Here is a 19,069-nt window from a genome sequence, read left to right as displayed (position 1 = left end):
TATGCGGCGGTATGGACGGGTGTTCCGCGAATTTTTCCGCGCCTGTGTCGTGGAGGAAATGGAGTATCGAAGCGAATTTTTCGGCAATTTCGCAGCCAGTTTTTTTGGCGTTGGCATGGCGCTGCTCACCGTTCATATCTTTTTTTATCAGACGGATGATTTAGGCGGCTGGACGTACGCGGAGGTGCTTGTCTTGCTCGGCGTCTTTAATACGCTGCGCGGGTTCATCGACTTTGCGCTCCGTCCGAACATGCCGCGGCTGCTTGAACACGTTAGGCGCGGCACGCTCGATTACATTTTGACAAAGCCGGTCGATAGCATGTTTTACGTCAGCTTCCGCCATCTTGTCTTTTGGCGGCTCATCGATGTCGTGCTCGGCTTCGGCGTCATCGGCTACGGTTTGTCTGTCGGGCGCTACGTTCCGTCGGCGGCTGACGTATTGATGTTTCTTGTTGTGATGGCTGCTTCGCTTTTGTTGATTTATTCGCTATGGATGATGCTGATGACGACATCGTTTTGGGTGGTGCGCATCGACGACTTGTCGTTTATTTTCGACTCGTTTTTTGAAACGGCCCGCTTCCCCGGCAGCATGTATCGCGGAGTGGTTCGGATGGTGATCACCTACATATTGCCGGCCGTATTAATCACGAACACCCCCGCGCTGGCGCTGCTAGGCAAATGGAGTGCTCGGACAGCGATTGCCGCTTTGGTTGTGTCCTTCCTCTTTTTATGGATTGCCCGCCGCTTTTGGTGCTTTGCCTTGCGCTTTTATACAGGAGCGGGCGGGTGAGGATTCATCCATCTTCAGGCAAAGGGTGTCTCGTTTTTGCTGAGACATCCTTTTTTCTTTGTTCCCCAAGCACGATATTGGTTGACTTTTACGTCAACGTAAAATAAAATAAAATTCAGAATATTATATCTAAGAAAGGGATGACGATGCATTATTTCACCATTTCCGATTTGGCGCATGAGTTTGATGTGAGCACGCGGACGATCCGCTATTACGAAGAGCGCGGGCTGCTTACCCCGATGCGGACGGAGTCCGGGCAACGGCTGTATACGAAAAAGGAGCGGGCGAAACTCAAGCTCATTTTGCGCGGCAAACGGTTCGGCTTCTCGCTTGACGAAATCCATGAGATGATCGCGCTGTTTGATGAGGATCGCACGGGAAGGAAACAACTCGAAAAAACGGTCGAATACGGGCGCAAAAAAATTAAGGAGGTGAGCGAGCGAATTGACGATTTGTTGCAGCTGAAGGCGGAGATGGAATCTCTGCTTTCCGATTTTGAAAAGCGATTGCGAGAATGGGAGGAAGAAGAAGGATGAACATTTCGGAGTTGCTCGCCCGTCAAGCGAGAAAATTTCCTCAAAAAACGGCCGTTATTGATGGGGAAACGGAGCTTTCGTATGCCGAGGTCGACCGAACGGTCAACCGCTTGGCTTCGTCATTGGCTCGACTTGGCGTCGGCCGCGGTGATAAAGTCGCGCTGTATATGCCGAATACGAAGGAGTTTGCCATTTCGTACTTTGCCGTTTTGCGCCTTGGCGCGGTTGTCGTGCCGATCAACGCCCGTCTTTTTCCGGCGGCGTCAACATTTACCCAAAGGAAGTGGAAGATGTGCTGCGGACGCATCCGGCGATCGCCGATGTCGCCGTGATCGGCGTACCGCATCCGGAGTGGGGCGAAACAGCGAAAGCGTTCATTGTGCTGAGTGCGCCGCTTGCGTCGCTTGCTGACGAGTGTAAGCGCTTCCTATCCGACAAGCTGGCTGACTATAAAATTCCCCGCTTGTATGAGGCAATCGCTGAATTGCCGCGCAACGCGACGGGAAAAGTGCTGAAACAAGCGCTGCGGGCGCGCGAGACGGCGCAGGAAGTACAGGGATAATAAGAAAGGGGAGGGACGATGAAACCGCTTTGTGAAGTCGATCCGAATTTGCTAGGGAATTTGAAACGGTATTTGGATGATGAGTTGTACCAATATGCAGAGGAAAAACTCTCATCGTTTTACGAGTTTTGCTTGACGGACGTCGACCGCCGCGCTGTGCATACCGATCGTGAAGGACAGCCGCGCCTGATCAAATATGACCGCTTTGGAAACGACATTTCCGAAGTGTGGGTGAACGAAGGATACGAACAGACGGCAAAACAAACGTATGAAACGGGAATCGTCGGCTATGTGCACAAGCCGATTCCCGAGCTTGGAAGAAAAGGAAACTACATGTATTCGTACGCCCAAGGGTACATTTTATCCCAAGCCGAGCCTGGGTTTTATTGTCCCGTGACGCTGACGATGGCAACGGCGTACGTGCTTGAATATTTCGCCGATGACGAGTTAAAAGCACGGTACTTACCCCATGTCATTTCCACCGGCGAGGTCGAACTGTATGAAGGGGCGACGTTTTTAACGGAGCGGCAAGGCGGGTCGGACGTTGGCGCCAACGCCGTGCGCGCGGTGCCGTGCGGCGATTATTATAAACTGTACGGGGAAAAATATTTTGCCAGCAATGCCGGACGCTGCGGCGTGGCGCTCGTGTTGGCGCGCATTGACGGGAGCGGTCCGGGGACGAAGGGGCTGAGCTTGTTTCTCGTCCCATGGCGCAACGAGGATGGAACAGTAAACGGCATCACCATCCGCCGCTTAAAAGATAAATTAGGGGTGCGCGCGGTGCCGTCGGCCGAAGTTGTGTTTGATGGCGCCAAGGCGTATGTCGTCGGCGATCCGCGCAAAGGCTTCTATTATATGATGGAAGCGCTTAATCTCTCGCGCGTCTGCAATGCGATCGCCTCGGTCGGCATCATGAAGCGGGCGCTCGAGGAAGCGAAACAATACGCTGAGCAGCGCACGGCGTTTGGCCATCAACTGACCGATTACCCGATGGTGCGCGCGACGCTCGCCGACTTGACGGCGCGTCAAGAGGTGGAAACGAGCGCCTGTTTTGACATGGTCGCCTTGTTTGACCGCGTCATGACCGCGCCGCATGAGGCAGATGAGGCGGAGAAAGCCTGGCTCCGGCTTCTGATTGCGCTCCTTAAGATGCGTACGGCCGAAGAGGCGATCGCGTTCAGCCATGAGGCGATTGAACTGCACGGCGGCAACGGATACATTGAAGATTTTGTCACCCCGCGCCTGCTTCGTGACGCCCAAGTGCTGACCGTCTGGGAAGGGACAGCCAACATTTTGGCGCTCGAAGTGCTGCGGCTCATGCGCAAATACCGCATTCACGAACGGTTTGCCGCCGAGATGAAGGCGCGGCTTGAGAGGGTGGCGGACGAGATGAAGCCGCTCGCTCGCCCGGTGGCAGCGGGGCTTAAGGAATGGGTGTCAGCGCTCGCGCGTCTTGGCGGCCAAGCGGAGGAAGTGCAGACGTTTCATGCGAAAACGGTGGCCAACCGGATGTGTGATGTGTATTTGAGCGTCGTCGCCCTCGAACGTGGGCAGGAAAATGAACGAAACCGATTGATCGCTGAGTTGTTTTTGCACCGCATCTGGGAGCGGGGGCTTGTCGACGAACGGATGACATCGGTGCGTGAGTTTGATTTGATTGTTCGAGCGAAAGGAGCGGCGCCGCTTTCCCATTCGTGAGCGGATGGCAAGTGAGGGACAATGGGGAAAAGAGATGCGCGTTCGTCTGCGGGCATCTCTTTTTGCTGGATGGATAGCTGCCTACACGAACATTGGTTAAGTGGCAACATGTCAAGCACATATACTACCCCAAAGAAAGAGTCATTTCTCACTTCGATGCCATCTTGTTCGTTCTCTGCAAAAACGATGACTGCTTCAAATCGGCCGAAGTGCACCGCGTTTGCCAAATGGAAACAGCGATTTGGTTGCGCCGCGCCTGAAAATTCGTTAAGATGAAAAGTCTAGAAGGCCGTAAAATGATTTTGGCGGTGGCCGCCGCTAAAAACGGATGGGCCGCTCTGTTGTGTTTGGCAGGGACATGGTTGCGACGGCCTTTTAGGAATGTTCGTTTGGAAAGGGGAACGTTATGGCCGAACAGTCATCGCTCACTTCGTTATTGATTGTTGTTGTTGCGGCGTTTTTGACGCCCATTGTATTAAACCGGCTTCGGCTGCAAGTGATCCCGGTCGTGGTGGCGGAAATTCTTGTTGGCATTGTGATCGGAAAAACGGGCTTTGATCTTGTACAGCCGGACATGTGGATTGAGACGTTGTCTACGCTTGGTTTTTTATTCTTAATGTTTTTAAGTGGGCTGGAAATTGACTTTTCGATGTTTGCCAATCAACCGAAAACAGCCGGCAAACATCGAAAAGAACCGAATCCGTTTGTAGTTGCTCCACTCATTTTTGTGGCGATTTTTGCTTTGTCTTACGGTCTTTCTTATTTGTTTGTCGTCTTTGGTTATATAGACAACGCGTTTTTCATGACGCTCATCATTTCAACGATTTCCCTTGGGGTCGTTGTGCCGACGTTAAAAGATACCAACTTGATGGAGACGACGATTGGGCAGGCCATTTTACTTGTTGCCGTGATTGCTGATTTAGCGACGATGATTTTGCTGGCTGTATTCGTTTCGCTTTATGAGCCTGAACACGGAAGTACATGGCTGTTGCTTGGCTTATTTGCTTGTGGGGTTGTGTTTTATTTCGTTGGAAAACACTTTAAGAGACGATCATTTGTCGAGACAATGGCCAAGGGAACGATTCAAATCGGGACCCGAGCGGTATTTACTTTGATGATTGTGCTCGTCGCATTGTCCGAAACGTTTGGTGCAGAAAACATTTTAGGAGCATTTTTAGCCGGAGTGCTCGTTTCGCTGTTGTCGCCGAATAAGGAGTTGCGCCACCAGCTTGATTCGTTTGGCTACGGTTTTCTCATCCCGATCTTCTTTGTCATGGTCGGTGTTGATTTGAATTTACGTTCGCTCATCACCGAACCAACGATTTTAATGATGATTCCGCTTCTTTTTTTGGCGCTGGTCGTATCGAAAGTCGTCCCCGTTTTTTTGCTCCGCATTTGGTATGATACGAGAATGACGTTGGCTGCCTCATTTTTGCTTGTGTCGACATTGTCGCTTGTCATTGCGGCAGCTGCCATCGCCAAACGGATCGGGATGATCGATGAGACGATGGAAGGGGCGCTTGTTTTAGTAGCTGTTTTGTCTAGCATTGTTGCACCGATTTTGTTTAAAAAGTTGTTTGTTCGCCCGGAGGACGAAGAAAAAATCGCTGTATCCCTCATCGGAGTGAATCAGTTTACCTTGGCGGCTGCCCGGGAGCTTGATTTGCATCGATACGACGTAAGGCTGTTTCATGCAACGCGGGAAGACATGGAACGAACAGGAGCGGGTGACGTTTTCTCCATCGTTCACATCGCTGATTACACAAAGGAAGCGTTGGAAGAGCAGGGAGCGTTTGCGGCTGACATTGTTGTTGCTTGGACTGGAAATGAGAAGGTGAACGCTGATATGGCGCTGGCTGCGAAGGAACAAGGGGTTGGGCGAATTTTAGTGCTTGCAGAAAGCCCGAAACAAGTGGAACGGTTGAACGACGAGGGTATTGAAGTGTTATCCGTGCTCCGCTCAGCCAGTTCCATGCTGCGGGCGTCCATCGAATCACCAAGGGTGGCGCGGATGATGATCAACAAAGATACAACACTGCATGAAGTGGCCATGAATAATCCGGATTATGATGGGATTCCACTCCGTCGCTTCCCATTTATGGGCGACTGTATTATTGTCCGCATTTTCCGTGAAAACGAATTTATCGTGCCTCATGGTGATACGGAATTGCAAAAAGGCGATCGGCTGATTGTAACAGGTTCGGGCGAATATGTCGAGCAGTTGCGCCATCGGCTGGAGAAAGCATAAAAATGATCGATATCAATACCAGTGAGGGGAGAACGCAATGGAATTAGGACGCACACCACATCGTCTACTACGGCGCGTGTGGGTTCCGTTATCGTTGGCGATTGTGGCGCTCGGAGTGTTGGCTTGCATCGGGGTGTCCGTTTACGTCGGCTGGCAGCTGACCCATAAAGAGCGCCAGCCGATTACCGAGACGCCTCATGACTACGGGATGACATATGAAAATGCCACCTTTATCAGCAAAGACGGGAAGACGAGGCTTAAAGGCTGGATCATTTCACCGCAGAAACCGGCGCGTATGACAGTCGTTTTTGCCCACGGATACGGCAACAACCGCGTCCAAGAAAATGTACCGTTTTTGCCGCTCGCCAAGCGGCTCGCTGCCGAAGGGTATCGCGTCGTCTTGTTTGATTTCCGCGCCAGCGGTGAGTCGGGAGGCGATATGATTACGATCGGCGTCAAAGAGAAAGATGATTTGCTTGGCGTCATCGATTACGCGAAGAAACACTTCCATGAACCGATCGCGCTGTACGGTGTTTCGATGGGGGCGGCGACGTCGATTTTGGCGGCGGCAGAGGATGGTGATGTTCGCGGGGTGATTGCGGACAGCCCGTTTAGCGACCTCGAATCGTATTTGCGCGCCAACATGCCCGTATGGACGCATTTGCCCGATGTGCCGTTTACGTATTTGATTTTAGCGATCGTTCCCGCGCTGGCGGATCTTGATTTAGACTTGTCTTCCCCTATTCGTGCGGTCGATCGTATAGCGCCGAGGCCGATTTTGTTCATCCACAGCAAAGACGACCGTTCGATTCCTTACGAAGAAAGTGTGAAGTTGTACCGTACTCATTCCGATGTCTTTCAACTATGGCTGACGGAAAAAGCCGATCATGTGAAAAGTTTTTCCCTCTACGGCGATGAGTATGTCGAACGAGTGTTGACATTTTTGCGCTCATTGGAAAACACTTCTTCTTAAGGTGGCCGCCATTCGTAAAGTGGGCCGCTGGAGACGTGCACGATCATTACGACGAGGGCGAACGAGCTTATCGCTCCCATTCACGACCGGATGCCGGTCATCCTGCCTTCCGAGCGGCATGACGACTGGCTCGATCCAAGCTTCGATGATAGCGAGTATTTGAAAACGTTCCTGCAGCCGTATCTGAGCGACCAAATGCAAATGTACGAGGTGGCGCCGCTTGTCAATTCGCCAAAAAACGATGTCAGCGCCTGCATTGAGCCGGTCAACAGCCGATAACGGGAGGGAAAAGGGATGCCTCCGATCATTTTGTTTGATGGCGATTGCTTGTTTTGTCATGCGGGTGTCCGGTGGGTGGCCGCTCGCGACCGGAAGGCGGTATTCCGTTTTGCCTCGCAGCAAAGCACCGTCGGCCGGGCGTTGTTGGAAAAGGGGAACGTGCCAGCGGGAGACACGATCGTCCTCATCGAAGACGCCCGCTATTATATAAAGTCGGATGCCGTTTTGCGCATCGGCCGGCGTCTGGTCTGGCCATGGAATGGGCTGGCCGCGGCCGGGTTTCTCGTTCCGCGGCCGCTTCGCGACTTTGTCTATGACCAAATCGCTGTCCGCCGCCACCGCCTCATTCGCCGGCAAAATCGCTGTCCGCTGCCGCCCCCTGAGCTGCGCGCCCGTTTTCTAGACGAATTGCCGCGGTGAAGAAGGAAAATCGGTCCGTTTGTCGTATTGAAAAGGGAAAGAAACAAGGGGGGAGATCATGACAAGCGGAACAACACGGTGGCTCGATGAATGCACGGCCGCGGCGTTGGAGCGGTTTGCCGATGAGGTCGCTGCGATGGCTGAACAGAGCGGGGACGAAGCCCGCCGCCGGTTTTACGAAGGGATGGCGGTGGCGGCGAAATTGACGGCGCTGCGTTGGGAAGGAAAATGCGGCTATATTGACGATCATTTGCTTAATAACGTGTATGAGGCGCTTGCCGCCTTCCCGCTCGACAAGCTGGAAGAGGCTTTGGCGCTCGAAGCGCAAGAAGCCCGCGACGGCCGCTGTTCGTTTTGCCTGAAAGAAAAGCCGCGGCTCGTTAATGGGCCGCTGGCCGCGATTTGTGAAGATTGCCTGCAATTTGGGCTGCAAGTCATGGCGAAGCAACCGTAAGCGAAGTGGCGGTCATCTTCCATGCGATGGCCGCCGTTTTTCTGCAAACTGGATAAGTGGATAGGAGAAGGCAAGCAATGCCAAAACAAAGGCGATGACACCGCCCCAATGAAAGTGAGCCCAAACGTAGCCGCCGGCCGTTCCGGCGAGGCTGGATCCTAAATAATAGAAAAGAAGATATACGGAACACTTCTACTATACTGCGTTTTCAGCCCGATCGTCTACAGAAGAAAGCGCCGCCTGTACGGCGGCGCGCCCTTGCGTTATTTGTTTCGTTCTAACATCCATTTCGGTTTGCCGAACCCTTGAAACTCCTGATCAATTACCTTCTCAAATTCTTTCGACTCGACTGCTTCTTTGAGATCGTTGACAAATGGTTGGTTCAAATCTTTTGTATTGACAACAATGCGGTTTCGGTAGTCATCCGGCATGTTTTCCAACGCCAAGGCGTCGGTTAAATCCATTTTCGCTGCTAAGGCAAAGTTGCCAGGGACGGCAGCCAAATCAACGCTTTCGACCGTGCGTGGCAGTTGGCCCGCTTCAATTGGCTTAAATTGAAGATGTTTTACATTTTTCTTAACGTCTTTTTCCGACACTGTGAGCGGATTGACCGCCGGATCAAGTTGGATTAAGCCATGATCTTGCAAAATTAACAACGCCCGCGCCAAGTTCGTTGGGTCGTTCGGGATGGCGATTTCACTTCCGTCGGCCACTTCATCCAGCGTTTTAAACTTGTTCGAATAAATGCCCATCGGGGCGGTCGGCACAACGATGACCTCGGAAAGATCTAAGTTGTGCTCTTTCGCAAAATTCTCCATATAAATTTTGTGCTGGAACAAGTTTGCATCCAAGTCGCCGTTAGCTAAAGCCAAGTTTGGTTGGATATAATCACTGAATTCGACGACCTTTACCTCATACCCTTTTTTCTCCAAAATGGGCTTGATCGCCTTATTGACCATATCGCTGTATGGGCCGGAAGTCGCCCCGATCGTCAACACTTTTTTCCCTTTCGGTTCAGCGCTGCTCTCGGATGCGGAGTTGCTGTTGCCGCAGGCGGCAAGCGCGCCGAACATAAGAAGCAATGCGAGTGCCATCAACCATTTTTTCATCATGAAGTCCTCCTATACAAGTGAGTTTTATAGTGAGCGGCCTATCGCTTGTCGACAAGACGGGCGATGCGGTCGCCAGCAAACTGAACGATTTGGACAAGACAAATTAAAATCACGACGGTGGTGATCATGATCGTATTATCATAACGGTAGTAGCCGAAACGAATGGCTAAATCGCCGACACCGCCGCCGCCGACAATCCCTGCCATTGCGGAATAGCCGACTAAACTGATCGTTGTAATCGTTATTCCTTGCACAATACCGGGCCGGGCTTCCGGGAGCAGAACATCTTTAATGATCATCCATGGCGTCGCGCCAACCGCTACTGCCGCTTCAATGACGCCTTTGTCAATTTCGCGCATCGAGGTTTCCACCATTCGCGCGAAAAATGGAATAGCCGCCACCGATAAGGAAACAGAGGCTGCCGTCGGCCCGATCGTAGTTCCGGTGATGAGCTTTGTCAGCGGCAAGAGGCCGACAAGCAAAATGATAAACGGAATCGATCGAATCATATTGACAAGAAAGCCAAGAACCGATTTCAATATGGCATGTTCCAAAAACAAGCCGCGGTCGGTGACAAAAAGCAAAACGCCAAGCGGCAACCCAACAATGATCGCGACGAACAAGGAAATGGCCACCATATAAATCGTTTCGAAAAACGCCTTATTCAACTCCGGAAGCAAGCCTATGAATGTATCAAGCAGCATGCGAAATCACCTCCAATCCGTTCGTCCGGTTGGCGATATAGTCCATCGCCCGCCTAATTTCGTCTTCTTCTCCGATCAGCTCCATCACAAACATACCGAGCGGTTTGTCTTGAATATACTCAATTTTAGCATGCAAAATATTTCCTTTTACTGTGAATTGCTGCAGCATATCGGAAACAATTGTTTCCGTCGCGCTTTCCCCTTGGAACTGGATTTTCACGATCGTCCCTGTATGCTTTTCCCATAAATGTGCAGGCAAGTCAACATGCAAGACACTATGGATAAACGATTTCGTCAATTCCTCTTTCGGATTGGTAAACAGATCATACACAGTGCCGATTTCAATCACTTTGCCGTTTTGCATGACGGCAACGCGGTCGCATATATGTTTGACCACTTCCATTTCGTGGGTGATCAAGACGATCGTAATACCGAGCTCACGGTTAATCTGTTTCAGTAGTTCCAAAATGGATTTGGTCGTGCTTGGGTCAAGCGCTGATGTGGCTTCGTCGCATAACAGAACGGTCGGATTGTTGGCGAGCGCCCGGGCGATGCCGACGCGCTGTTTTTGTCCGCCGCTCAGTTGCGCTGGATAGGCGTCCCGCTTGTCGGATAGCCCGACCATGTCAAGCAGCTCATTGACCCGTTTTTCGATGTCCGCTTTCGTTTTTTTGGCCGCTTTTAAGGCGAAGGCGATATTTTCAAATACCGTTTTCGAGCTGACTAAAGAAAAGTGTTGGAAAATCATGCCGATTTTCTGACGCGCTTGTCGCAGTTCTTTGCCATCTAACGCCGTTAAATCAATGCCATCAATGAGAACGCGCCCGGATGTGGGCCGCTCTAGGGCGTTCAAGCAGCGCAACAGCGTGCTTTTTCCGGCGCCGCTGTAGCCGATAATGCCAAAAATTTCACCGTCGCGAATAGTCAGCGATACGTTGTCCACTGCAATCGTTTGTTTCTTTTTCGTTGTATACACCTTTGTAACGTTTTGAATATCGATCATGTCCGTTTCCCCCTATGCTGATTGGCGGAATTTAGCAAACAAAAATGCCTCTTTCATTCAGAAAGAGGCATCGGTATGTAAACTTCCGACTTATCTTTCAGAATGAAAGCCATTCTGCAGGAATTGGCACCGTTCCCTCAAGGGGAGGTTGCCGGACGTCATCGGGCCTGTTCCCTCGGTCACTCTTGATAAGCGGGTTGCCGTATGTAATTTTTACAAGATTCATCATAATGCGGCAGCTGTTTGTTGTCAATATGTATTTTATAGCCCCATTCCTTAGAAAGCGCATACATAATTGCGTTTCTAGAGAAATATTTGTGCTCGTCTTTTGCTTGGAAACATTGTACACTAAACATAGCCTGGAAATGGAAAGGGGAATGGCCATGATTTCGATCGTAACAGCTGATGAAATGTATGCCATCGACCGAGAAGTGACGGAGCGGATCGGCATTCGCGACGACTCGCTGATGGAAAACGCCGGACAGGCGCTGTTTCGGGCGCTGAAAGAGCGGATCACGCGTGCTGATAGGGTCGCGGTGCTCGCCGGGACGGGCAATAACGGCGGCGATGGGTTCGTCATCGCGCGCATGCTGAAAAGTTATGGCTATGAAACCGATGTCTGGCTCATCCCGCCGCGAGAAAAGGTGAAAGGGGCGGCGCGCCTAGCGCTTGAGGTGTACGAGCGATCCGGCTATTCATGGCTGCCTTATGAGGGCAATGAACAGGTGTTTGCGGCGCGCGTGCCGCATTACGACGCCATCGTTGACGCGCTCCTTGGCATTGGCGTCAAAGGAGACGTGCGCCCACCGTACAAAGAAATCATTGAACAAGTGAACCACACGTCCGCAACGGTATACGCGATCGATGTGCCGAGCGGGGTGCCGGCGGACGGCGGTGATGTCAACACCGCCATTTGCGCTGATGCCACGCTCACGATCCAATGCCCGAAGCTTGGGGCGTATACATTTCCGGCGGCGGATTATTACGGAGAGATCGCTGTTGTCGATATCGGCATTCCGCCCGCAGCGGTGCAGGCGAAGGCGGCTGCCCGGTTTTTGTGGGAACAGAGAGATGTGGTGCGGACGATGCCAAAGCGAACGCGGTCCTCGCATAAAGGGACGCACGGCAAGCTGCTCATTGTCGGTGGATCCAAGGCGATGAGCGGGGCGGTGACGATGACGGCGAAAGCGGCGCTTCGCAGCGGGGCTGGTCTTGTGACGATGGCGGTTCCGGAAACGGTGTACGAGGCGGCGGCCAATCGCGTGCCGGAGGCGATGTGCCGATTATGGCCGGCAGAGGATGGCGCATTTGCCGGCGCGGCCGATTGGGACGGGCTGGACATCGATGCGATGGCCATCGGCCCGGGAATGGGCCGGACAGACGGCGTGCGCCGCTTAGTGGGCGAACTTGTGCGCCATCCAGTGCCGCTTGTTATTGATGCAGACGCTCTGTTTTTTTGGGACGATTACGCTGAGCGGGTGCGCGGACGGAACGCGCCGACGGTCATTACTCCGCATCCGGGGGAGATGGCGCGCATCGTCCATCGTTCCGTTCGCGAGGTGGAGCATGACCGCTTTGGCGTATCGAAGCGATTGGCCATGGAATATGGTGTGTATGTTGTCTTAAAAGGGCCGTATACGATTGTCACGGCGCCGGACGGGGCGCAATATGTGAACGCGACCGGCAACCCGGCATTGGCGAAAGGGGGAAGCGGCGATGTGCTGACTGGCATCGTTGCGGCGTTTTTGTTGCAGCATGAGGCGGTGCAGCCGGCGGTGAGCAATGCGGTTTTCGTGCATGGAAAGGCCGCTGATTGGCTTGTTCAACACGGCCATTCTCCATGGGATGTACTGGCGTCGGACGTGATTGACGCTTTGCCGGCTGTGCTGGCTTCGCTGACGTGATCAGCCCGCCGATGGAAAGAAGGGGTCTGGGGGATAAAAAGATCCAGCCAGTCATAGCGAGCTGGCTGGCATTTTCCGCTTTTGGCACACGTTTTTTGGAGGAAACGGGCGATTCGATGGTTCGGTCGCCAACTTCTCTATGTTCCCTTATAGTCCGCTGACAGGAGCGGCTTGCATCAGACAACAACGCTATAAGCGAAGCGACTGTTCCGTTTCGTATAAGCGGCGGAGCATGGCATCGGCGCGCTCGAGTTCGGGCGGCATGGAGCTGCCTGCTTGTTCCGCTTGCCTTTGTCCTCATTTTTGCTTCCCCTTTCCGCTTCGCGATTATGATCAAAAAACGGGACGCTGTTTATACGGGTGTACGGCGTTTCGTGAGGATGGAGGACATTTTCCTTCTATTTCCAGATCAATGTGGTACAATGGTGTATCATAAAGCGGGAAGGGGGGAGAAGCCGTGCCGCCATTCGTTTGGCTTGAAACCGAAGAGGAAGTGAGAAGCGCTTTTCCAATCATGCGCGAGCTGCGCACTCACTTGGATGAGGAAACGTATGTTGCGCTTGTGCGCGAAGCGAAAGAAAAAGAAGGGTATAAGCTGGTGGCATTATATGATCAGGACAAGATGGTCGCTGTCGTTGGGTTCATGCCGATGATCACCCTCTATAACGGCCGTTTTATTTGGGTGTGCGATTTCGTCACCGCTTCAAGCGAGCGGTCGAAAGGGTATGGAAAAGCGTTGCTTTCGTATGTGCATGATTGGGCAAAAGCGCATGGTTACGGGATTGTTTCACTGTCATCCGGTTTGCAGCGCGTTGACGCCCATCGTTTCTACGAGGAAAAAATGGAATACCAAAAAGTGAGTTATGTCTTTTTAAAACGGTTATAATTATGGCGAAACGGCGTCTGCAGAATGGGCGCCGTTGATTTTTTAGTGGAAAATGGTTCGACTTTTCATTATAATAGCAATATAATTCATATTTCGGAACTATTATTCCGATATTCGGAACAAGAGGAGACCATGAACAAAACGGTTTTGAAAACAAAAGAACTGCTTGATTTGTTTCTCGATTGTGAGCGGTTGACGTTGCCCGAAATGGTCGCGCGTCTTCGGATGCCGAAAACATCGGTGTACCGGATGGCGCAGTCGCTCGTAGCGCTTGGCTTTTTGCAAAAACAAGGAGATCATTATGAACTCGGCTTGTCGCTGTTGACATTTGGAATGCTCGTCGCTGAGCGGCTCGATCTTCGCCGGGTGGCGCTGCCGGTCATGGAGCGGCTGAAAGAGGAGACGAAGGAGGCGGTCAATCTCGTCGTCCGCGATGGCGATGAAGCGCTATATATTGAAAAAGTCGAGACGTCCGAACCGGTGCGCGTCTATACGAAAGTCGGGCGGCGCGCGCCGCTGTACGCCGGGGCGTGCCCGCGCGTCTTGCTCGCGTTTATGGCTGAAGCTGACCGGGAACGATATGTCGAACAAGTGGAGTTAGTAAAAATCGCTAAATGTACAGTGACGGACAAGCAAGTGCTGCGCCGATTGCTAGAGGAAGGCCGAAACCGCGGCTATACGGTCAGCTATTCCGAGCTAGAAAACTATTCTGCCGCTGTTGCCGTGCCCATTTTCAACCATGAAGGGGCGGCAGTCGCCGGGTTGAGCGTCGCCGGTCCGGAGCAGCGTTTTTCGCCGGACGATGTAGCGCGCATTGTTCCGCGATTGAAACAGGCGGCGATGGACATCTCGCGCGAGCTCGGCTTTCAAGGGAAGGGATGACAATGGAGTACACGTTGGTTCCATTATGCGAATATGCGGTAACCGTCCGGTTTGCCAGTTGCATTGATGAAGCCGTCAACGACATCGTTCACCAAACAGCGGTCCGGCTTCAGGCCGCGCAAAAAGAAGGCATCATGGAAATCGTGCCGGCGTTTTCATCGCTCACTGTCTATTACGATCCGTTAGTGGCGGGGAATTATGCCGACGTATGCGCCTGGCTGCGCGAGAATATCAGATCGTCCGGACAGGACGCCTGCCGTCTGACGCGAACCATCGTCATTCCCGTCTGTTACGGCGGCGAGTTCGGCCCGGATTTGGCGGATGTCGCCCGCTTTCATGGGATGACAGAGGACGAAGTGGCAGCGCTTCATTCTGCGGGACGCTACCGCGTCTATATGATCGGTTTTTCTCCGGGGTTTGCCTATTTAGGAGGCTTGTCGTCGCGTTTGGCGACGCCGAGGCGGACGGTGCCGCGCACAACGGTGCCCGCCGGTTCGGTCGGCATTGCCGGCGGACAGACGGGCGTCTATCCGCTCGCGACGCCAGGGGGCTGGCAGTTGATCGGCCGGACGCCGCTAAAGCTGTTTGACCCGCACCGGGAGGAGCCAAGCCTGCTTTCAGCCGGTGACATCGTCCAGTTTCAGCCGATTGGTGTCGAGGAATTTGCACGTTTGGAGAGAGGAACATGATTGATGTGATGGATGGCGGATTTTTTACAACGGTCCAAGATGGCGGGCGCAGCGGCTACCGACATGCCGGCGTTCCGGTCGGCGGAGCGATGGACGCTTGGGCGTACCGCCTCGCCAACGCGCTTGTTGGCAATGAGGGGGATGAAGCGGTGCTCGAAGCGACGATGGCCGGCCCGACCCTTCGCTTTCACGTTGAGACGGTCATCGCTGTATGTGGCGGTGATTTCCCGTGCACGCTCAATGGCCGGCCGCTTCCGCTTTGGAAACCGGCAATCGTTCGGCCGGGGGACGTCCTAAAGATCGGCGTGTGCCGGGCGGGGTGGCGCGCGTATATCGCGGTGGCAGGCGGCATCGCTGTTCCGCCTGTCATGGGCAGCCGCTCGACATACGTCCCCGCACGGCTCGGCGGCTTATCAGGCCGCCCGCTCCAGCCAGGGGATGTGCTGCCGACGGGCGCTGCATGCCGGCACCGTGTTGCCAAGCCGCTTCGCTGGGGGCTGGCCCGTTCAGCCAGCCGATATATTGGCGGAAAAACGAAAACGGTGCGCGCTGTCCCCGGCCCGGAGTATGGCGAGTTTACGCCGGAAAGCCGCCGCCAGTTTTTCGCCGCTCGTTACGAGGTGACACCGCAGTCTGACCGGATTGGCTACCGGCTTTTTGGTCCGGCACTGGCGCTTGGGCGTGAGCGGGAGATGGTGTCGGAAGCGGTTGTGTTCGGCACGGTGCAAGTCCCCGCATCCGGCCAGCCGATCGTGTTGATGGCCGACAGCCAGACAACGGGCGGCTATCCGCGCATCGCCCAAGTGGCGGCAGCCGATCTGCCTGTATTGGCACAGGCGCGACCGGGTGATTGCGTTCAGTTTCAGCCGATTGCGCCGGAAGAAGCGGCGCGGCTTTATATCGAACAACAGCAGCGGCTCGGCCGATGGGTCGCGACCATTCGCCGCCAATGGGGGGAGAATAGTGAAAACGATTGATTTGAACTGTGATTTTGGTGAAAGTTTTGGCGTGTACCGGATTGGGCAGGAAGAGATCTTGTCGTATGTCACTTCCGTCAATATTGCCTGCGGGTTTCATGCCGGCGACCCGCTCGTCATGCGGCAAACGGTGCAGCTCGCCATCCGGCACGGCGTCGCCATCGGCGCTCATCCGGGATTTCCCGATTTGCTTGGTTTCGGGCGGCGGATGATGGCCGTTTCGCCGGAGGAAGTGTATGCGTACGTCGTGTACCAAATCGGCGCGCTATCGGCGTTCGTCAAGGCGGAAGGCGGCGTGATGACGCACGTGAAGCCGCACGGCGCCCTGTACAATATGGCGGCGAAAGATACAGCGCTTTCAGAAGCGATCGTCAAAGCGGTGTATGATGTGGACCCATCGCTCGTCTTATACGGCTTGGCAGGCAGCGAGCTCATCCGCGCCGGACAAGCATACGGCTTGCGGACGGCGAGTGAAGTGTTCGCTGATCGCACCTACCAGGCAGACGGTTCGCTCACACCAAGGAGCGACCCGCAGGCTGTCATTGCCGATGAAGACGAAGCGGTCAAGCAAGTGCTCACGATGATCCGTGACCGGCGCGTCCGCTCGGTGCAAGGGACAGACGTGTCGATTGAAGCCGACACTGTCTGCCTGCACGGCGACAATGAGCAGGCGGTGCGGTTTGCCAAACGGCTGCGTGAAACGCTGCAAAAGGAAGGCGTCGCCATTGAGGCGATGCGGCAGGAGGAGAGACGATGAACAGGAAAGAAGGCAGATTAAGCGTACTCATTGGGGCTGTCTTTTTAATGGCCACATCCGCCATCGGCCCGGGATTTTTGACGCAAACGACCGTATTTACCGCTCAACTGGCGGCTAGCTTCGGGTTTGTCATTTTGCTTTCCATTTTGCTTGATATCGGCGCCCAAGCGAACATTTGGCGCATTATCGCCGTTTCCGAGCGGCGGGCGCAAGATATCGCCAACGCCGTGCTGCCCGGTCTCGGCTATGTGTTGGCGGCGTTTGTGCTCCTTGGCGGGCTTGCCTTTAACATTGGCAACATTGGCGGTGCCGGGCTTGGGTTCAACGTGCTGTTCGGCATGTCTCCAAAGACCGGGGCGATCGTGAGCGCCATCATCGCCATCGCCATTTTTCTCATCCGCGAAGCCGGCAAGGCGATGGACCGTTTTGCCCAACTGCTTGGGCTTGTCATGATCGCGCTGACGCTCTATGTTGTGTTTACAGCCAAGCCGCCGCTTGGTGAGGCGGCCGTTCGGGCGGTCGTTCCCGAAAAAATCGACTTTTTGGCCATTGTGACGCTCGTTGGTGGAACAGTCGGCGGGTATATTACGTTTGCCGGCGGTCATCGGCTGCTTGATGCCGGCATCAAAGGGAAAGACAGTTTGACGGAAGTGACGAAAAGTGCGGTTTCGGCGATCGGTGTCGCCTCGCTCATGCGCATTTTGCTGTTTTTGGCCGCGTTCGGCGTCGTTGCCCAAGGATTGACACTTGACCAAACCAATCCGCCAGCTTCGGTGTTCCGGCTCGCCGCTGGCGAAATCGGCTACCGCCTGTTCGGCATCGTTATGTGGGCGGCCGCCATTACGTCGGTGGTCGGCTCGGCCTACACATCGGTGTCGTTCATCCGCACGTTCCATCCTGTTTTGGACCGGTTCCATCGCTGGATCATTGTGTTGTTTATCTTCATCTCAACGGTCGTGTTTATCTCGATCGGCCGCCCGGTGAAAACGTTAATTTTAGCCGGAACGCTAAACGGGCTCATTCTCCCGCTGTCGCTTGGGGTGATGCTTGTCGCCGCCTATAGGCGGGACATCGTCGGCGACTATCGCCATCCGCTTTGGCTCACCGCGTTTGGCGCTATTGTCGTCGCCTTGATGGCATATATGGGCGTGTATACAGCCGCACAGCAGCTGCCGCAGCTGTTTCAATGAAATGAAAACTGTGATGCCTTTTGTCCGTTTCCAACATTTGCATTTCTCCGCCGTCCTTTTGTAATATAGAAACGGGTTCACGGAAGCGGCATTGCGGTCTTTATGGCCCAGTGCACCAAGGCCATAGCGGTGGGGAAAGGAGACAAACCGAACAATGGACGAGGCAACTATTAAGGTCATCGTGTTTGATCTCGATGGAACGTTGTACGAGGAAACAGAGCATTTCGACTATTACGCCGAACAAGTGGCGAAACGGCTTCAGGAAACGGAGCGACCGCCTTTTTGGAACGATTACCGGGCGGTGCTTGCCGGACGCCACCCGCTTCGCATTGGCAGTGTGTATGATACGAAAGAAGATTTGATTTTACAGCTTGAGAAAGGAGCAGTTCGCGAGGCGCGCCGCTGGAGCGGCGAACAGCTGGAGGCCCGCGCTGCCGAAGCGCTCTATCCCGGGGCGGTCACGATCGACTTGGATCGGTTTTTCAGCATCGGCGATCTTTGGTGGGTGCCAAGTTCGATTGGCCGCCATTACGGATTGACGAACGAGGATACATATGCCGCATTTTTAGAAACGCGCGAATGGATGATGGGGCCGGAGTTTACTATGAAGGGGGCTCCGGGGTTTGCCGAGACGCTCGCCGAGCTGCGCGAGAAAACGGCGCTTGTGTTGATGACAAACAGCCCGGAACCGGACAGTGAAGCGATTTTGCGAAAGCTGGGGCTGGCGGATGTATTCCATTATAAAATTTTCCAAGCCGCTAAGCCGGTTAAAACGGTTGCCCATTTGGAAGCGATTCGGGCGCGCTTTGGGGTTGAGTACAAGCAAATGCTGTGCGTCGGCGACAATGTCGGAAACGATATTCTTCCCGCCCGCCAGCTCGGCTGTCAGACGATGTTGATTGACGCGTACGGTTTGGCGAAGCCGGATGATGCCGATGTCATCGTCGCTTCAACATCCGCGTGCGTGCCGGTGCTGCGCCGCCTATTGTAGGCGGCGCCTCTTTT

Annotated in this window: 19 protein-coding genes, 2 pseudogenes and 1 riboswitch; of the genes and pseudogenes, 18 read left to right on the top strand and 3 right to left on the bottom strand. The window is 53.9% G+C overall.

Going from position 1 to position 19,069, the window contains the following annotated elements; genetic code table 11:
- The first annotated feature begins 1 nt into the window (after nucleotide 1).
- The 10 genes and pseudogenes from GS3922_RS09140 (at nucleotide 2) to GS3922_RS09095 (ending at nucleotide 7,960) form a co-directional block, all read left to right on the top strand.
- Nucleotides 2-790, top strand: coding sequence for an ABC transporter permease (locus GS3922_RS09140; RefSeq protein WP_063166093.1), 789 nt, complete (start codon nucleotides 2-4; stop codon nucleotides 788-790).
- Nucleotides 791-936: 146 nt separating this feature from the next.
- Nucleotides 937-1,326, top strand: coding sequence for a MerR family transcriptional regulator (locus GS3922_RS09135; RefSeq protein ID WP_063166092.1), 390 nt, complete (start codon nucleotides 937-939; stop codon nucleotides 1,324-1,326).
- Complete coding sequence (locus GS3922_RS18525; RefSeq protein WP_470303233.1) at nucleotides 1,305-1,658, top strand: AMP-binding protein; 354 nt, start codon at nucleotides 1,305-1,307, stop codon at nucleotides 1,656-1,658. Before GS3922_RS09135 ends, GS3922_RS18525 begins: the two co-directional genes overlap by 22 nt.
- Nucleotides 1,580-1,888 (top strand): annotated as a pseudogene (locus tag GS3922_RS18520) (AMP-binding enzyme); the annotation flags it as partial. The gene GS3922_RS18525 and the pseudogene GS3922_RS18520, both read left to right, overlap by 79 nt.
- An 18-nt stretch (nucleotides 1,889-1,906) precedes the next feature.
- Nucleotides 1,907-3,586: an acyl-CoA dehydrogenase family protein gene (locus tag GS3922_RS09120; RefSeq protein ID WP_063166089.1), complete on the top strand. Its 1,680-nt coding sequence runs from the start codon at nucleotides 1,907-1,909 to the stop codon at nucleotides 3,584-3,586.
- 406 nt (nucleotides 3,587-3,992) lie between these two features.
- A complete protein-coding gene (locus GS3922_RS09115) occupies nucleotides 3,993-5,834 on the top strand; it encodes a monovalent cation:proton antiporter family protein (RefSeq protein WP_063166088.1) in 1,842 nt (613 codons plus the stop codon).
- Nucleotides 5,835-5,871: 37 nt separating this feature from the next.
- The gene (locus GS3922_RS09110) at nucleotides 5,872-6,807 is read left to right on the top strand and encodes an alpha/beta hydrolase (protein WP_063166087.1); all 936 of its coding nucleotides are present in this window, start codon (nucleotides 5,872-5,874) and stop codon (nucleotides 6,805-6,807) included.
- Between the two features lie 27 nt (nucleotides 6,808-6,834).
- Nucleotides 6,835-7,086, top strand: coding sequence for an SOS response-associated peptidase (locus tag GS3922_RS09105; RefSeq protein ID WP_225995656.1), 252 nt, complete (start codon nucleotides 6,835-6,837; stop codon nucleotides 7,084-7,086).
- A 15-nt stretch (nucleotides 7,087-7,101) separates the two neighbouring features.
- Nucleotides 7,102-7,506, top strand: a complete 405-nt coding sequence (locus GS3922_RS09100; protein WP_063166086.1) for a thiol-disulfide oxidoreductase DCC family protein — start codon at nucleotides 7,102-7,104, stop codon at nucleotides 7,504-7,506.
- A 58-nt stretch (nucleotides 7,507-7,564) separates the two neighbouring features.
- Nucleotides 7,565-7,960 carry a ClpX C4-type zinc finger protein gene (locus GS3922_RS09095; protein WP_063166085.1) on the top strand — a complete coding sequence of 132 codons (396 nt, stop codon included), beginning with the start codon at nucleotides 7,565-7,567 and terminating at the stop codon, nucleotides 7,958-7,960.
- A gap of 263 nt (nucleotides 7,961-8,223) precedes the next feature.
- Here the strand turns inward: GS3922_RS09095 and GS3922_RS09090 are convergent, their stop codons facing one another.
- The 3 genes from GS3922_RS09090 to GS3922_RS09080 are packed head-to-tail and all read right to left on the bottom strand — an operon-like array spanning nucleotide 8,224 to nucleotide 10,779.
- Complete coding sequence (locus tag GS3922_RS09090; RefSeq protein WP_409071361.1) at nucleotides 8,224-9,069, bottom strand: MetQ/NlpA family ABC transporter substrate-binding protein; 846 nt, start codon at nucleotides 9,067-9,069, stop codon at nucleotides 8,224-8,226.
- Between the two features lie 41 nt (nucleotides 9,070-9,110).
- Nucleotides 9,111-9,776, bottom strand: coding sequence for a methionine ABC transporter permease (locus GS3922_RS09085; protein WP_063166083.1), 666 nt, complete (start codon nucleotides 9,774-9,776; stop codon nucleotides 9,111-9,113).
- Nucleotides 9,766-10,779, bottom strand: coding sequence for a methionine ABC transporter ATP-binding protein (locus GS3922_RS09080; protein ID WP_063166082.1), 1,014 nt, complete (start codon nucleotides 10,777-10,779; stop codon nucleotides 9,766-9,768). The genes GS3922_RS09085 and GS3922_RS09080 overlap by 11 nt, the downstream gene beginning before the upstream one ends.
- 87 nt (nucleotides 10,780-10,866) lie before the next feature.
- Nucleotides 10,867-10,974: riboswitch (SAM riboswitch) on the bottom strand.
- Between the two features lie 188 nt (nucleotides 10,975-11,162).
- On the opposite strand from GS3922_RS09080, the gene GS3922_RS09075 reads away from it, so the two are divergent.
- The 8 genes and pseudogenes from GS3922_RS09075 (at nucleotide 11,163) to GS3922_RS09040 (ending at nucleotide 19,055) form a co-directional block, all read left to right on the top strand.
- A complete protein-coding gene (locus GS3922_RS09075; protein WP_063166081.1) occupies nucleotides 11,163-12,683 on the top strand; it encodes a bifunctional ADP-dependent NAD(P)H-hydrate dehydratase/NAD(P)H-hydrate epimerase in 1,521 nt (506 codons plus the stop codon).
- A 457-nt stretch (nucleotides 12,684-13,140) separates the two neighbouring features.
- On the top strand, nucleotides 13,141-13,569 hold the full coding sequence (locus tag GS3922_RS09070) for a GNAT family N-acetyltransferase (protein WP_063166080.1): 429 nt from the start codon (nucleotides 13,141-13,143) through the stop codon (nucleotides 13,567-13,569).
- Nucleotides 13,570-13,701: 132 nt separating this feature from the next.
- Nucleotides 13,702-14,451 carry an IclR family transcriptional regulator gene (locus GS3922_RS09065; RefSeq protein WP_063166079.1) on the top strand — a complete coding sequence of 250 codons (750 nt, stop codon included), beginning with the start codon at nucleotides 13,702-13,704 and terminating at the stop codon, nucleotides 14,449-14,451.
- Nucleotides 14,448-15,144, top strand: a pseudogene (gene pxpB, locus GS3922_RS09060) (5-oxoprolinase subunit PxpB). The gene GS3922_RS09065 and the pseudogene pxpB overlap by 4 nt, the downstream one beginning before the upstream one ends.
- Nucleotides 15,137-16,117, top strand: a complete 981-nt coding sequence (locus GS3922_RS09055; protein ID WP_063166077.1) for a 5-oxoprolinase subunit C family protein — start codon at nucleotides 15,137-15,139, stop codon at nucleotides 16,115-16,117. Before pxpB ends, GS3922_RS09055 begins: the two are co-directional and overlap by 8 nt.
- Complete coding sequence (gene pxpA / locus GS3922_RS09050; RefSeq protein WP_063166076.1) at nucleotides 16,104-16,874, top strand: 5-oxoprolinase subunit PxpA; 771 nt, start codon at nucleotides 16,104-16,106, stop codon at nucleotides 16,872-16,874. Before GS3922_RS09055 ends, pxpA begins: the two co-directional genes overlap by 14 nt.
- Nucleotides 16,871-18,064, top strand: a complete 1,194-nt coding sequence (locus GS3922_RS09045; protein ID WP_033009290.1) for an NRAMP family divalent metal transporter — start codon at nucleotides 16,871-16,873, stop codon at nucleotides 18,062-18,064. The genes pxpA and GS3922_RS09045 overlap by 4 nt, the downstream gene beginning before the upstream one ends.
- Before the next feature lie 154 nt (nucleotides 18,065-18,218).
- Nucleotides 18,219-19,055: an HAD family hydrolase gene (locus tag GS3922_RS09040; protein ID WP_063166075.1), complete on the top strand. Its 837-nt coding sequence runs from the start codon at nucleotides 18,219-18,221 to the stop codon at nucleotides 19,053-19,055.
- Nucleotides 19,056-19,069 lie beyond the last annotated feature (14 nt).

The sequence above is a fragment of the Geobacillus subterraneus genome, from assembly GCF_001618685.1.
Classification (GTDB): domain Bacteria; phylum Bacillota; class Bacilli; order Bacillales; family Anoxybacillaceae; genus Geobacillus; species Geobacillus subterraneus.
This window is presented reverse-complemented; position numbering and strand designations above follow the sequence as displayed.

Coding starts and splice junctions, on each gene's coding strand:
- GS3922_RS09140 (WP_063166093.1), top strand. CDS start 2: ATGCGGCGGTATGGACGGGTGTTCCGCGAATTTTTCCGCGCCTGTGTC.
- GS3922_RS09135 (WP_063166092.1), top strand. CDS start 937: ATGCATTATTTCACCATTTCCGATTTGGCGCATGAGTTTGATGTGAGC.
- GS3922_RS18525 (WP_470303233.1), top strand. CDS start 1,305: ATGGGAGGAAGAAGAAGGATGAACATTTCGGAGTTGCTCGCCCGTCAA.
- GS3922_RS09120 (WP_063166089.1), top strand. CDS start 1,907: ATGAAACCGCTTTGTGAAGTCGATCCGAATTTGCTAGGGAATTTGAAA.
- GS3922_RS09115 (WP_063166088.1), top strand. CDS start 3,993: ATGGCCGAACAGTCATCGCTCACTTCGTTATTGATTGTTGTTGTTGCG.
- GS3922_RS09110 (WP_063166087.1), top strand. CDS start 5,872: ATGGAATTAGGACGCACACCACATCGTCTACTACGGCGCGTGTGGGTT.
- GS3922_RS09100 (WP_063166086.1), top strand. CDS start 7,102: ATGCCTCCGATCATTTTGTTTGATGGCGATTGCTTGTTTTGTCATGCG.
- GS3922_RS09095 (WP_063166085.1), top strand. CDS start 7,565: ATGACAAGCGGAACAACACGGTGGCTCGATGAATGCACGGCCGCGGCG.
- GS3922_RS09090 (WP_409071361.1), bottom strand. CDS start 9,069: ATGAAAAAATGGTTGATGGCACTCGCATTGCTTCTTATGTTCGGCGCG.
- GS3922_RS09085 (WP_063166083.1), bottom strand. CDS start 9,776: ATGCTGCTTGATACATTCATAGGCTTGCTTCCGGAGTTGAATAAGGCG.
- GS3922_RS09080 (WP_063166082.1), bottom strand. CDS start 10,779: ATGATCGATATTCAAAACGTTACAAAGGTGTATACAACGAAAAAGAAA.
- GS3922_RS09075 (WP_063166081.1), top strand. CDS start 11,163: ATGATTTCGATCGTAACAGCTGATGAAATGTATGCCATCGACCGAGAA.
- GS3922_RS09065 (WP_063166079.1), top strand. CDS start 13,702: ATGAACAAAACGGTTTTGAAAACAAAAGAACTGCTTGATTTGTTTCTC.
- GS3922_RS09055 (WP_063166077.1), top strand. CDS start 15,137: ATGATTGATGTGATGGATGGCGGATTTTTTACAACGGTCCAAGATGGC.
- GS3922_RS09045 (WP_033009290.1), top strand. CDS start 16,871: ATGAACAGGAAAGAAGGCAGATTAAGCGTACTCATTGGGGCTGTCTTT.
- GS3922_RS09040 (WP_063166075.1), top strand. CDS start 18,219: ATGGACGAGGCAACTATTAAGGTCATCGTGTTTGATCTCGATGGAACG.